The following is a 13,581-nucleotide window of genomic DNA, read 5'->3' on the forward strand; positions in this document are numbered from 1 at the left end:
GCTGTGACCGGCTGCACGCCGCCGGCCCTGCCGGAGGGCCGGTTCACGCGGGGACCCGGACGCCGGCCAGTTGCTCGATCGTGCGCCGGGCGCTGGGGCCGACGAGGGCGGCCCAGTCGGCCGGGGCGGCGGTGAGCCAGCCGGTGAGGCAGGTGGCGAAGCCGGGGACGTGGCGGCCCAGGTCGACCAGCGCACGGTCGTAGCGGGCGGCGCCCTCCGGGGTGCGCACGAGGAGCAGGCCGACGCGCTGGACCAGGGCACGCTGTTCGTCGCCGGTGGTCGCGGGGACGGCCGCGTGCAGCAGGGTGTCGAGTACGGCCGGGTCGCTTTCGTGGGTCAGCAGGACGTCGCGCAGGTCGCGGCGGAGCGCGGCGGAGACAGGGGTGCCGGGGTCGGCGAGGACGGTGGCGAGGGCCGTGCGTACCCGGTCGGGGCCGTCCCTGAGCAGGCCGGTGAGCAGCGGGAACAGCACCGGACGGGCGTCGCCGCCCTGGTCCAGGCGGCGGGCCGCGTATCCGGCAAGGCGCTCCGACAGTGCCTCGGGCCGCCGCTGCACCGCCTCCCGCAGGACGTCTGCGACGCGGCGGGCCAGGGATGGCGGGGCGGTGTCGGCGAGTGCGGCCAGGATCCGCCCCGCGTCCTGCGGCGCGGCCGTGAGCAGCCGGGTGCGGAAGGCTTCCAGGACTTCGTCGGGGTGGGTGGGCAGGGCGGCGGCCAGGGCGGCGGGCGGCAGCTGCCGGTCCCCGGCGGTGAAGTGGCGCACGGCGTGCGGCAGGTGGCGGGCGCGGCTGTGCGGGTCGCGGACGAGGAGGGCGAGCGCGCAGACGTGCAGGGTGGTGTCGGCGAGCAGGGCGAGGGCGGCGTGGCGCAGCAGCGCGCGGTCGGCGTCGGTACGTACGTGCGGGGCCGCGCGCAGTCCGTACGTCACGGCCGCCGCCCGGCGTGCGGGCCGGGCGTCGTGCGCCCAGCGGTCGACGGCCCGGCACAGTGCGGAGGGCTCGTCCCCGGCGAGCACGCCGAGGAGTTCCTCGGCGCGCGGATGGGCCGCGTCCACGAGGGCTTCGGTGAGGTCGTCCAGGGCCCGGTGCCGGTGGGTGTGCAGCAGCGCCTGCGCGGCCGTCGCGACGGTGGCGTGCGGGGTCGCGGGCAGCGGCCGCCCGTCGTCGAACCAGCGCACCAGATGCCGTTGTACGGCGGTGGGGTCGGCGGCGAGCAGCTCGGCGGCCGTGTCCAGGAACCGAGGTGTCCGGCCGTCCTGCGGGGCGGGGTCGGCGAGGACGAGCCGGCGCAGCAGGTCGAGAAGGTCGGGCGGGTCCAGCGCGAGCGACGTCCAGAAGGCCGGCCCGAACCACGTCGGCGCGAGCCGCCGCTCGGCGATGCGGTCGGCGATGCCCCGCAGCACTGCGAGGTGGCGGGCTCCGTCCGGCACCCGCGGCAGGGTTTCGGCGAGCAGGTGGGCGGCCCACCAGGACTCCGGGTCGGTGTCCAGGGCGTCCAGCAGCCCCGTCAGGCGCGCGGCGAGGGCGTGCGGGCCCTGCTGGCGCTCCAGCAGGAGCAGGGCCTGGACGACGAGGCCGATGCGGTGGTGCGGGACGGGCAGGGGGTGGGCGTCGGTGCGGTGCACGAGGGCGCGCAGGGCCGCGTCGAGGTCGAGGTGGATGCCGTGGACGTGGTCGGCGAGTTCCTCGTGGGCGAAGCGGTAGCCGTCGCCGGCCGGGACGAGCAGGCCCTCGGTGAGCACGGCGGAGGCCCAGCCGGTGCCGCCGCCGAGGGCGGCCGGGGCCGGTCCCCAGGGGAAGACGGCCTCGAAGGAGGGCCGGTCCAGCTCGCCCTGGCCGGGCCCGAGGCTGCGCCGGGCCGCCTCGTGGACCTGCCGCGCGACCTTCGCGGCGAGCCGTCGTACGGCCGTGCCGCGCAGCCCGAGCCCGGCGGCGAGCCGGACGGCGATGCGCAGACACATCAGGTCCAGATGGGCGGCGAGCACATCGTGCCGGTCGACGCGAACGCCGGACGGCGGCTCCGAGGGTCCCCCGCCCGGGGCGGCAGACGCCGAGGGCGACGAGCCGGTGCCCGCGGCGCCGGACGCCGACGACGGGGAGCCCGTACCCACAGCGGCGGACGCCCAGGACGGGGAGCCCCTGCCCGCGGCGGTGGACCCCGACGACGGGGAGCCGGTACCCACACCGTCGGACGCCCAGGACGGGGAGCCCCTGCCCGCGGCGCCGGACGCCGACGACGGGGAGCCGGTACCCACACCGTCGGACGCCCAGGACGGGGAGCCCCTGCCCGCGGCGCCGGACGCCGAGGGCGCAGGGTCGGCGCCTGTGCCGGGAGACGGGGAGGGCGAAGGCGGCGGGGAGGGCGGCGGTGGCTCGGCCAGTGCCGTGCGGACCTCTGCCAGCAGCCGCAGGGTGAGGGGATGGCGGGCGTCGCTGTCCGCGAGGATGCCGTCGGGGATGCCGAGGCGGGCGCGGGCGAGCAGCGCCTCCTCCTCGCTCAGGTCGCCGAGGGGCACGCAGGGCGGCAGCCCGGGGGCGGGACGCCCGTGCAGCAGCCGGGGAGGGAAGCACGCCCCGGCCTCCTCCCAGTACTCCGGCCGGCAGGCCACCACCAGCCGGGCGCCCGTCCGTGCCAGCCACGCCGCCGTCCCCGCGGTCCACTCCCCCAGGCGGTGCGCGAGGACGGGCGGCATCTCCTCGGGGCCGTCCAGCAGCAGGAGCAGCGGGCGCCCGGCGTCCCGGGCGAGGCGGGCCACCCGCTCGGGGCCGAGGTCGCCGGGGGTGTCCGTGGCACGCGACGCGGCGACGATCCGCGCCGCTCGAGCGAGGGCGCGGCCGGCCGCGTCGGCGACCGAGGTGTCGTCGGCGGCGAGGTCGGCGCCGCGCAGCCACAGGGTGGGTGCGGAGTCGGGGCCGCGGTGCCGCCGGTCCGCGAGGGCCGCCAGCTCCGTCGTACGGCCGCTGCCGGGGGCGCCGACGAGGGCGAGGACGCCGGCCGGGCCGGCCGTGAAGGCGGCGAACTCCCGTGCCGTGTCCGCGCGTTCGACCGGCTCCGGTACGGCGCGGGGCGGGCCGTCGGAGCCGACGGAGGTGGCGGTGAGTTCGAGGACGCCGGCGAGGTTGAGGTCGGCTCCGTGGGCGGGGACGGTGGCCGCGTTGCGGGCGAGCAGCTCGGCGAGCGGACCGGCCGGGGCGGGTCGCAGGGGTACGGCGAACCCGCACTCCCGGTGCCCGGAGCGCAGCGCGGTGCCGACGACGCCGATGACGGCGCCGGTGCCGGCGTCGAGCACCGGGGCGCCGGCGGCCCCGCCGCCCAGTCGGAGGGCGTCCTGCCCGGAGGTGCCGATCGCCAGCTCCAGGGCGTCGTCGAGGACGTGGAAGCGGTCGGTGGCGGTGTAGGTCACGCTCGCCACGCCGAGGAGGCGGGCCTCGCGCCAGCAGCCGGCCGGGAGGCGGACATAGGTGCCGGTGTCGACGCGGTCCCGGACCGTGAGGGGGAGCGGATCGGTGCCGAGGCCGTCGGTGTGCACGAGGGCGAGGCCGAGCTCGGGCAGCGGGGTGACCGCGTCGGCGGTGACGACGCAGCTACGGTCGTCCGTGCCGTACAGAGCGAGGCGGGCGAGACCGTCGACGGCCTCATGGCTGGTGACGACCGTGCCGTGGTGGTCGGCGGCGAAGCCCAGGCCGCGGGGGCGGCCGGCCAGGTCGCGGATGCGGACGAGGGCCGTGTCGGGGCCGGTCGGAGGTGGAGTGTCGGGTGTGTGCCGGGAGCGGTCCCGCGGGCTCCGTCCCGCCATCGTCGTACCTCCCGCCTGTGCCTCTTGCCTCGACGGTAGGCGGGTGGTGATCGGCGGGACAGACGGCGTGGTGAACGCGCCCCCCTGCGCTCCCCCGGTTCACTCCGAGCGCCTGCCCGGACGGGTGAATGGACCGGGGGCGCTGGATACACCCTAGGGGTGGGGGAACCGAGGGGGGACCGTGGAGCGGCGGCGGCGAGTACCCCGTGACCGCCGCTCCACGGGCAGATCCCGTCAGGCGAACACGGCGAGGCTCTTGGCCTTGCCCTTGTGCGACTCGACGAGGCCGAGCAGCCGGTTCTCCGGTCCGAAGACGGCGACGGTACCGGCGTCCGCGTACTCGTCCGGCATCTCCAGCCGTACGCCGTTGGTGAGCAGCCGGGCGCGCCTCGCGTCCACGTCCCAGCGGCGGAACGCGGCGGCGGCGGCGTCGGCGATCGGCATGACGGTCAGCTCCTGCTGGAGCTCGTCCAGGGTCTTGGCCGCGTCCAGCTTGTAGGGGCCGACCCGGGTGCGGCGCAGGGCGGTGAGGTGGCCGCCGACGCCGAGGTCGGCACCGAGGTCGCGGGCCAGGGCGCGGATGTAGGTGCCGGAGGAGCAGACCACGGAGACGACCAGGTCGAGCACCGGGGTGCCGTCCTCGGCGACGGCCTCGCGCACGTCGTACACCGCGAAGGAGGAGACGGTCACCGGGCGGGCCGGGATGTCGAACTCCTCGCCCTCGCGGGCCCGCTTGTAGGAGCGCACGCCGTTGATCTTGATAGCGCTGACCTTGGACGGCACCTGCATGATCTCGCCGGTCAGCTTGGCGACGCCGGCGTCGACGGCGTCCCGGGTGACGTGGGAGGCGTCGGTGGAGGACGTCAGCTCGCCCTCGGCGTCGTCCGTGATGGTGGTCTGCCCGAGGCGGATGGTGCCCAGGTACTCCTTCTCGGTCAGCGCGAGGTGACCGAGGAGCTTGGTGGCCTTCTCGACGCCGAGGACGAGCACACCGGTCGCCATCGGGTCGAGGGTGCCGGCGTGGCCGACGCGGCGGGTCCTGGCGATCCCGCGCATCTTGGCGACCACGTCGTGCGAAGTGAAACCCGACGGCTTGTCGACGATGACGAGGCCGTCGGGCGGGGTGGGCTTGCTGGTCATTCGGCGGCGTCGTCCGTCTCGTCGTCGTCCTCGCCCGGCTTGCGGTACGGGTCCGCCTCACCGGCGTAGGTGGCGCCCGCGGAGACCTCGCGCACCTTCTCGTCGGACTGGCGGGCCCGGTCGAGCAGGTCCTCGATGTTCCGGGCGGTGTCCGGAAGGGCGTCGGCCACGAAGGTCAGGGTCGGCGTGAACTTCACACCGGCGGCCGCCCCGACGGCCGAACGGAGAACGCCCTTGGCGCTCTCCAGACCGGCGGCCGCCGCCTTGCGCTCCTCGTCGTCGCCGTACACCGTGTAGAAGACGGTCGCCTCCCGCAGGTCACCCGTGACCCGGGTGTCCGTGATGGTGACGTGCGAGCCGAGCCGCGGGTCCTTGATCCCGCGCTGCAGCTTCTGGGCCACCACCTCTCGGATGAGGTCCGCCAGCCTTTTCGCCCGCGCGTTGTCGGCCACTGGTCCGTCTCCCGTTCTTTCTCTGCTTGCGTTTCGTGTTGGTCAGTCGTCGTCTTCGCCGTGGAAGCGCCGTCGTACGGACAGCAGCTCCACCTCGGGGCGGCCGGCGACCAGCCGTTCACACCGGTCGAGTACGTCGGTGAGGTGCCCCGCGTCACCGGAGACGGCGGCGAGGCCGATGATCGTCCGCCGGTGGAGGTCGATGTGGTCCACCTCGGCCGCACTCACGGCGTACTTGCGCTGGAGTTCGGCGACGATCGGGCGGACGACGGAGCGCTTCTCCTTGAGCGAATGGACGTCGCCGAGGAGGAGGTCGAAGGACAGCGTCCCCACGTACATGTGTGTAACCGGTTCACCCGCCGGTACGGGATCGATGGCCCCGCAGCCGTGCGGCCGGGGACATCAAGAACCGTACAACGAAGCGGCCCGCACGATCGACGGATATTACGCTCCGTGGACCGTGGGAACGGGCCGCAAACGGCGCACCGGCCGACGGGACACTCGGTCCCGTCGGCCGGCACGCACCGTGGGCGTTACACCCGCGGCTTCTCGCGCATCTCGTACGTCGCGATGACGTCGTCGACCTTGATGTCGTTGAAGTTTCCGAGGTTGATACCACCCTCGTAGCCTTCGCGGATCTCGGTGACGTCGTCCTTGAAGCGACGCAGACCCTCGATGTTGAGGTTCTCCGCGACCACCTTGCCGTCGCGGATGAGGCGGGCCTTGGTGTTGCGCTTGACCTCGCCGGAGCGGATGAGAACACCCGCGATGTTGCCCAGCTTGGACGACTTGAAGACCTCGCGGATCTCCGCCGTGCCGAGCTCGACCTCTTCGTACTCCGGCTTGAGCATGCCCTTGAGGGCCGCCTCGATCTCCTCGATCGCCTGGTAGATGACCGAGTAGTACCGGACGTCCACACCCTCGCGCTCGGCCATCTGCGCCGCGCGGCCGGCCGCGCGGACGTTGAAGCCGATCACGATGGCGTCGGAGCCCATCGCCAGGTCGATGTCGGACTCCGTGACCGCGCCGACGCCGCGGTGCAGGACGCGGATGTCGACCTCTTCGCCGACGTCCAGCTGGAGCAGGGAGGACTCGAGGGCCTCGACGGAACCAGAAGCGTCACCCTTGATGATCAGGTTCAGCTGCTGGACCTCGCCGGCCTTGAGCACCTTGTCCAGGTCCTCGAGCGAGACACGACGCGTGCGCTTGGCGAAGGCCGCGTTGCGCTCACGGGCGGCACGCTTCTCCGCGATCTGGCGGGCCGTACGGTCCTCCTCGACCACGAGGAAGTTGTCACCCGCACCCGGGACGTTGGTCAGGCCCAGGACCTGGACCGGCGTCGACGGGCCGGCCTCGGCGACGTTGTTGCCGTTGTCGTCGAGCATGGCGCGCACGCGGCCGTAGGCGTCGCCCACCACCATCGTGTCGCCGACCCGCAGGGTGCCTCGCTGGACGAGGACCGTCGCCACGGCACCGCGGCCGCGGTCGAGGCGGGACTCGATCGAGATGCCCTGCGCGTCCTGGTTCGGGTTGGCCCGCAGGTCGAGCGAGGCGTCGGCGGTGAGGATGACTGCCTCGAGGAGGCTGTCGATGTGCAGACCCTGCTTGGCGGAGATGTCGACGAACATCGTGTCGCCGCCGTACTCCTCGGCCACCAGGCCGTACTCGGTCAGCTGACCGCGCACCTTGGTCGGGTCGGCACCCTCGACGTCGATCTTGTTGACCGCGACCACGATCGGCACGTCGGCCGCCTTGGCGTGGTTGAGCGCCTCGACCGTCTGCGGCATGACGCCGTCGTTGGCCGCGACGACCAGGATCGCGATGTCGGTCGACTTCGCACCACGGGCACGCATGGCGGTGAACGCCTCGTGACCCGGGGTGTCGATGAAGGTGATCTTGCGCTCTTCGTCGTTGACCTCGGTCGAGACCTGGTAGGCACCGATGTGCTGGGTGATGCCGCCGGCCTCGCCCGCGATGACGTTCGTCTTGCGGATGGCGTCGAGCAGTCGGGTCTTACCGTGGTCGACGTGACCCATGACGGTGACGACCGGCGGACGGACCACCAGGTCCTCGTCGTCGCCCTCGTCCTCGCCGAACTCGATGTCGAAGGACTCGAGCAGCTCGCGGTCCTCCTCCTCGGGGCTGACGATCTGAACCTCGTAGTTCATCTCGCCCGCGAGGAGCTGCAGCGTCTCGTCGGAGACGGACTGCGTGGCCGTGACCATCTCGCCGAGGTTCATCATGACCGCGACGAGGGACGCCGGGTTGGCGTTGATCTTCTCCGCGAAGTCGGTGAGCGACGCGCCGCGGGAGAGACGGATGGTCTCGCCGTTGCCGCGCGGCAGCATCACGCCGCCGACGCTCGGGGCCTGCATGGCCTCGTACTCCTGGCGCCTCTGCCGCTTCGACTTGCGACCGCGACGCGCGGGACCGCCGGGACGGCCGAAGGCGCCCTGCGTGCCACCACGGCCACCGGGACCGCCGGGACGGCCACCGAAGCCGGGACGGCCACCGCCGCCACCGGGACCGCCGGGACGACCGGCGAAGCCGCCGCCACCGCCGCCGCCACCGGGACGACCGGCGAAGCCGCCGCCACCGCCGCCGCCACCGGGACGACCGGCGAAGCCGCCGCCGCCGGGACGACCGCCGCCGCCGGGACGACCGGCTCCGGCCGGGCCTCGGCCGCCGCCGGGGCCGCCACCGGGACGGGGGCCGGCAGCAGGACGCTGCGGCATCATGCCGGGGTTGGGACGGGGACCGCCGGGACGCGGGCCGCCGGGGCCTGCGCCCTGCGGGCGAGGCATGCCGCCCGGGGTCGGACGGCCGCCACCCGGAGCCTGCGGACGAGGACCGCCACCCTGGGCGCCGGGGGCCTGCGGACGGGGACCGCCGCCGGGAGCACCGGGGCCGCCGGGACGCGGGGCACCCTGCGGGCGAGGAGCCTGCGGGCGCGCCATGCCGGCGTTGCCACCGGAGGTGAAGGGGTTGTTGCCCGGACGGGGACCGGCCGGACGGGCGCCCGGACGCGGAGCGCCGGAGCCGGGACGCGCGCCACCCTGAGCGGCGGCGGGACGCTGGCCCTGCTGGCCCTGACCGGGCGCGCCGGGACGGGCACCGCCGGGCTTGGGGGCGCCGGGACGGGCACCGGGGCGCGGACCCTGGGCGGCCGGAGCCTGGGCGGCCGGAGCCTGCGGAGCGGCGGGGGCGGCCGGCGGAGCGGTGAACTCCGGGGCGGCCGGAGCCGGACGCGGCGCGGGCTTGGGGCCGGGCACCGGACGCGGGCCGGGGGCCGGCGCGGCAGGGGCCGAGGAAGCCGCGGGCTGCTCCGCCGCGGGCTTGGGGGCGGCCGGCGGCTTCGGGGCAGCCGGACGTGCCGCCTGCGCCGGGGACGGCGCGGGGGCGGGCTTGGGGGTGGCCTTCTTGGCGGCGGGCTTGCCGGACTTGCCGGAGCCACCACCCTGGAAGGCGTCGGTCAGCTTGCGTACCACAGGCGCTTCGATCGTCGAAGACGCCGAACGGACGAATTCACCGAGTTCCTGGAGCTTGGCCATGACGACCTTGCTCTCGACACCGAACTCCTTGGCGAGTTCGTATACCCGGACCTTAGCCACTTCGCTCCTTTGAGGTCCGGGTGAAGCCGGACCGTCGCTAGTTCATGGGCGTACTCATCGCGTACTCATCGAGTGCTCATCGCAATCTCGACCTGCTTTCGACTCGCGAGGTACCTACACCGCACGGGGTGCCGTGCGGCACGTCTTCTTACCGTGTTGCCTGCTCGGCAACTGTTGCCCGCTCGACGTACTGGCGCAACGCCTTTGTGTCGAGCGCTCCCGGGGCGCGCAGTGCCCGCGTGAACGCCCGGCGGCGTACCGCCTGATCGAGACAGACCAGGGCGGGGTGCACATAGGCACCCCGGCCGGGCAGCGTACCGCGTGGATCAGGGACACACTCGTCCTTGATCGCCACGATGCGCAGCAGCTCCGTCTTGGCCGCTCGTTCCCGGCACCCCACACAGGTGCGTTCAGGGCATGCTCGGTCCCGTGTCCGGCCAGACACCCTTAAGTCTACCTCCCCGAACGCACCTCACCCCTTTGGGGCAGGATTCGAACAGTTGCCGTAGGCCAACCTGTCGTGATCTGAGCGACACGCGGCCGGTATTTATTCCTTGGAGGCCTGCTCGTCGGGCTGAGCGGTCTGCTCGGTGTCCGGCCGGATGTCGATCCGCCAGCCGGTGAGCCGGGCCGCGAGCCGGGCGTTCTGGCCTTCCTTGCCGATCGCCAGCGACAGCTGGTAGTCGGGGACGGTCACCCGGGCGGAGCGGGTCGACATGTCGACGATCTCGACCTTCGACACCCGTGCGGGTGACAGCGCGTTCGCCACCATCTCGGCCGGGTCGTCCGACCAGTCGACGATGTCGATCTTCTCACCGTTCAGCTCGCCCATGACATTGCGCACCCGGCCGCCCATGGGGCCGATGCAGGCGCCCTTGGCGTTCAGGCCCGAGCGAGTGGAGCGGACGGCGATCTTGGTGCGGTGACCGGCCTCACGGGCGATCGCGGCGATCTCGACGGATCCGTCGGCGATCTCCGGGACCTCCAGCGCGAACAGCTTCTTCACCAGGTTGGGGTGGGTGCGCGAGAGCGTGACGGACGGACCGCGCACGCCCTTCGCCACCCGTACGACGTACGACCTCAGGCGCAGGCCGTGCGGGTAGGTCTCGCCGGGGACCTGCTCCTGCACCGGCAGGATGGCCTCCAGCTTGCCGATGTCGACCAGCACGTTCTTCGGGTCGCGGCCCTGCTGGACCACGCCGGTGACGATGTCGCCCTCGCGGCCGGCGTACTCGCCGAGCGTCGCGTCGTCCTCGGCGTCCCGAAGGCGCTGCAGGATCACCTGCTTGGCGGTGGTCGCGGCGATCCGGCCGAAGCCGGACGGGGTGTCGTCGAACTCGCGGGGCTCCTGGCCCTCCTCGAGGTCGTCCGGGTCCTCCTTCGCCCACACGGTCACATGCCCGGTCTCCCGGTTGAGCTCCACGCGCGCGTGTCGGCGGCTTCCCTCGGTGCGGTGGTAGGCGATGAGGAGGGCCGCCTCGATCGCCTCGACCAGCAGGGGGAAGGAGATCTCCTTCTCCCGGACCAAGCCCCGCAGGGCACTCATGTCGATGTCCACGGCTACGCCTCCTCTGCGTTCTCGTTCTTGTCCTTGCGGCTGAATTCCACCTGCACGCGCGCCTTCTCGATCTCCGGGAAGGCGATGCGGCGGGTGGTGGCCTTGCGTCCCTTGACCCCGGGCACCTCGAGGTCGAGTCCTTCGTCGTCGACCCGCAGGATCCGCGCGAGAAGCTCGTCGCCCTCGGCCAGCTGGAACTTCACCAGCCGGCCCGTGGCGCGCACGTAGTGCCGGTGCTCGGTGAGGAGGCGCTCCGCGCCCGGGGTGCCGACCTCGAGGGTGTACTCCCCCTCGCCCATCGCGTCGGTCTCGTCGAGCTTCGCCGAGAGCGCACGGCTCACATCGGCGATCTGGTCCAGGTCGGCTCCGGTGTCGGAATCCACGACCACGCGCAGCACACGCTTCCGTCCGACGGAGTCCACGGCGATCTCTTCGAGATCCAGGCCCTCGGAGGTGACGAGCGGTTCCAGCAGTTCCCGCAGCCTCTCGTGGTGGGTGGTGCTCATCCGGGTGACTCCTCGGCCGCGTGTGCTGTTGTGGGATGGGTCGCGTGTCAGGTCAAAGGGTATCCGGTCCCGGGCGGTGATGCCGTCCACCTGTGCACGAGCGGTGCCGGTGCGTGGCCGCCGAGAGGTGGGCCGATGGGTGGTCGGTGATGCCGGCGCGTGGGCACCCGGAGGCGCGAGGGGCGCCGGTGCGTGGCCGCCGGGAGGGGCGGGGGTGCCGATGGGTGGTCGGTGGTGCCGATGGGTGGTGGTGGAGGGGGGCGCGGGTACGGTGATCACGGGCCGTGTGCCCGCCGGTCCCGCTCGTACGAGTTCCCTGAGGACGACTGCCGTGCCGTTTCCTCCGCCGCGCCTGCCCTCGGGGCCGCGCCGAAGAACCCTCCTCGTAGCGTCCGCCACGGGCGCCCTGCTCGTCACCGGCTGCTCCGGCGGCTCCGGGAACGGTGACGGTGACGGCGGCACGGGCGGCAGTCCGTCGCTGACCGAGCGCACACGCGCGCGTGCGGCGCGGGACAGCGCGGGACTGGTGGCGCGCTACGACGCCGTGCTCGCCGTCCATCCGCCGCTGGCGGGGCGGATCGGGCCGCTGCGGGCGGAGGTCGTACGGCATGTGGCGGCATTCGGCGGTACGGCGGGTGCGGGGGGCTCGGTGGGGGCGTCCGTGAGTCCGTTGGTGGCTCCTTCGGCGTCTGGCTCTTCTCCGGCGGCTGGATCTCCTTCGGTGCCGGCGTCCCCGTCGCCTGTCGTCCCCGTCCCCGGCACCGAGAAGGAGGCGCTGGCGCAGCTGGCCGGCGCCGAGCGGGAGCTGGCCGACCGGAGGACCTCCGAGTTGGTGGGCGTCGACGGTGAGCTGGCGCGACTGCTGGCCTCCGTGGCGGCGGCCGGGGCCGCACACGCGTTGCTGCTGGCGGAGGGGACCGCATGAGTGACACCGAGGTGATCAGGGCGCTGCAGGCGGCGCTGGCCGCCGAGCACGCCGCCGTGTACGGCTACGGCGTCGTCGGCGGCCGGATCGGCACCGACCGGCGCGCGGAGGCCCGGGCGGCGTACGACGCGCACCGGGCGCGGCGTGACGCCCTGGTGCGCGAGGTGCGCGACCGGGGCGCGCGGCCGGTCGCCGCGGCGGCCGGGTATGCGCTGCCGTTCCCCGTGCCGGACGCGGCGGCGGCCGTACGGCTCGCCGCCGACCTGGAGGAACGTGTCGCCGGGGTGTATTCCGACCTGGTGCGGGCCAGTGCCGGGGAGCGGCGGCGGGAGGCGGCCGGGGCGCTGAGGGAGGCGGCGGTCCGGGCGGTGCGGTGGCGCGGCGGGAGCGTAGCCTTCCCTGGGCTCGCCGAACGGGGCGGGACGCCCACGGCGTAGCGGAGCCCTGCCGGAGGCGTAGCGGAAGGAAGGAGCGGCTCGCGTATGGCTTTCGAACCGCCGCGGCGTCTGGTGAGGGCGCTGGGTGAGACGGCACCGGGCGGTGACGAGTGGCTGGAAAGGCTGCCGGAAGCCGCGGCGCAGGCCGTCGCGCTACGCGAGTTGACCGTCGAGCGGGTGCAGGTGCCGGGCGGTCGCAGCAGCCTGGTGCTGCTGGTGCGGTGCACGGACGGGACGCCCGCGGTACTGAAGCTGGCGCCGCCGCGGGCTCGTCCCGAGGCGGAGCGGGCAGCGCTGGCGCACTGGGCGGGGCGCGGTGCCGTGCAGCTGCTCGATCCCTCGCCGGCTGCGCCCGGGGGGCTGTTGCTGGAGCGGTTGCATCCCGAGGTGTCGGTGCGGTCGTTGCCCGAGGCGCGGGCGTTGCTGGAGGCGGCGGGCACGTTGCGGCGGCTGTGGGTCGAGCCGCCCGCCGAGTACGCGTTCGAGACGGTGGCCGAGCGGACGGGGCGGCAGGCCGAGGCGATGCGGGCGAGCGCCGAGCGCGATGCCGAGGTGGCGCCGCTGGTGACGGAGGCGCTGGCCGCGCGGGACGCGTTGCTGGTGGCTCCGCCGGAGCGGCGGTTGCTGCACGGGACGTTCCGGCAGAGCAAGGTGCTGGCCGGGGACCGGATGCCGTGGCTGGCGGTAGGGCCGGATCCGGTGGTGGGCGAGTGCGCTTTCGATCTGGCGCGGTTGGTGCGGGACCGGGTGGAGGATCTGATCGCCTCGCCGTCGGGGGCGACGACCACGCGGCGGCGGGTGAAGCGGCTGGCGGAGTCGCTGGAGGTCGATCAGGAGCGGCTGCGGGGGTGGACGCTGTTTCGCGCCGTGGAGTCGGGGGTGCGGGCTCGGCGGGTGGGGCGCGAGGGGGATGCGGAGTTGTTGCTGGAGTTTGCGGGGTGGTTGTGACGGTTGCCTGCGGCGCGTTGTCGCTCCTGCGGGTGCGATGTCGCCCTGCGGCGCGTTGACGCCCTGCGAGCGCGTTGACGCCCTGCGAGCGCGATGTCGCCCTGCGGGCGCGATGTGGCTGGTCGCGCCGTTCCCCGCGCCCCTTTTTTGCCTGCGGCGGCCCGTTGCGGTGCGTGGTCGGTTGCGGTCGCGCCTGCGGTGCGTTGTG

At 74.0% G+C, this 13,581-nt stretch carries 11 protein-coding genes; 3 read left to right on the forward strand and 8 right to left on the reverse strand.

Annotated elements, in window-relative coordinates; translation table 11 throughout:
* Positions 1–43: 43 nt before the first annotated feature.
* From ACZ67Q_RS38560 to rimP, 8 genes are all read right to left on the reverse strand, one after another.
* Entirely contained in the window at positions 44–3,796 is a 3,753-nt protein-coding gene (locus tag ACZ67Q_RS38560) for a serine protease (protein ID WP_471192050.1), read from the reverse strand.
* Positions 3,797–4,030: 234 nt separating this feature from the next.
* Positions 4,031–4,936, reverse strand: a complete 906-nt coding sequence (truB, locus tag ACZ67Q_RS38565; protein ID WP_471192052.1) for a tRNA pseudouridine(55) synthase TruB — start codon at positions 4,934–4,936, stop codon at positions 4,031–4,033.
* Entirely contained in the window at positions 4,933–5,388 is a 456-nt protein-coding gene (gene rbfA, locus ACZ67Q_RS38570) for a 30S ribosome-binding factor RbfA (RefSeq protein WP_361638705.1), read from the reverse strand. Before rbfA ends, truB begins: the two co-directional genes overlap by 4 nt.
* 42 nt (positions 5,389–5,430) lie before the next feature.
* Positions 5,431–5,727, reverse strand: a complete 297-nt coding sequence (locus tag ACZ67Q_RS38575; protein WP_361638706.1) for a DUF503 domain-containing protein — start codon at positions 5,725–5,727, stop codon at positions 5,431–5,433.
* 194 nt (positions 5,728–5,921) lie between these two features.
* Positions 5,922–8,999 carry a translation initiation factor IF-2 gene (infB, locus tag ACZ67Q_RS38580; RefSeq protein WP_471192057.1) on the reverse strand — a complete coding sequence of 1,026 codons (3,078 nt, stop codon included), beginning with the start codon at positions 8,997–8,999 and terminating at the stop codon, positions 5,922–5,924.
* Between the two features lie 148 nt (positions 9,000–9,147).
* Positions 9,148–9,444, reverse strand: coding sequence for a YlxR family protein (locus tag ACZ67Q_RS38585; RefSeq protein WP_471192060.1), 297 nt, complete (start codon positions 9,442–9,444; stop codon positions 9,148–9,150).
* 102 nt (positions 9,445–9,546) lie between these two features.
* On the reverse strand, positions 9,547–10,557 hold the full coding sequence (gene nusA, locus ACZ67Q_RS38590) for a transcription termination factor NusA (RefSeq protein WP_471192063.1): 1,011 nt from the start codon (positions 10,555–10,557) through the stop codon (positions 9,547–9,549).
* Positions 10,558–10,559: 2 nt separating this feature from the next.
* On the reverse strand, positions 10,560–11,063 hold the full coding sequence (gene rimP / locus ACZ67Q_RS38595; protein WP_471192066.1) for a ribosome maturation factor RimP: 504 nt from the start codon (positions 11,061–11,063) through the stop codon (positions 10,560–10,562).
* Between the two features lie 331 nt (positions 11,064–11,394).
* On the opposite strand from rimP, the gene ACZ67Q_RS38600 reads away from it, so the two are divergent.
* The 3 genes from ACZ67Q_RS38600 to ACZ67Q_RS38610 are packed head-to-tail and all read left to right on the forward strand — an operon-like array spanning position 11,395 to position 13,373.
* A complete protein-coding gene (locus tag ACZ67Q_RS38600; RefSeq protein ID WP_471192069.1) occupies positions 11,395–11,988 on the forward strand; it encodes a hypothetical protein in 594 nt (197 codons plus the stop codon).
* Positions 11,985–12,425, forward strand: a complete 441-nt coding sequence (locus ACZ67Q_RS38605) for a ferritin-like domain-containing protein (RefSeq protein ID WP_471192071.1) — start codon at positions 11,985–11,987, stop codon at positions 12,423–12,425. The genes ACZ67Q_RS38600 and ACZ67Q_RS38605 overlap by 4 nt, the downstream gene beginning before the upstream one ends.
* A 45-nt stretch (positions 12,426–12,470) precedes the next feature.
* Positions 12,471–13,373 carry an aminoglycoside phosphotransferase family protein gene (locus ACZ67Q_RS38610; RefSeq protein ID WP_471192074.1) on the forward strand — a complete coding sequence of 301 codons (903 nt, stop codon included), beginning with the start codon at positions 12,471–12,473 and terminating at the stop codon, positions 13,371–13,373.
* Positions 13,374–13,581: the final 208 nt, after the last annotated feature.

Source organism: Streptomyces sp. NPDC036813 (assembly GCF_055609245.1).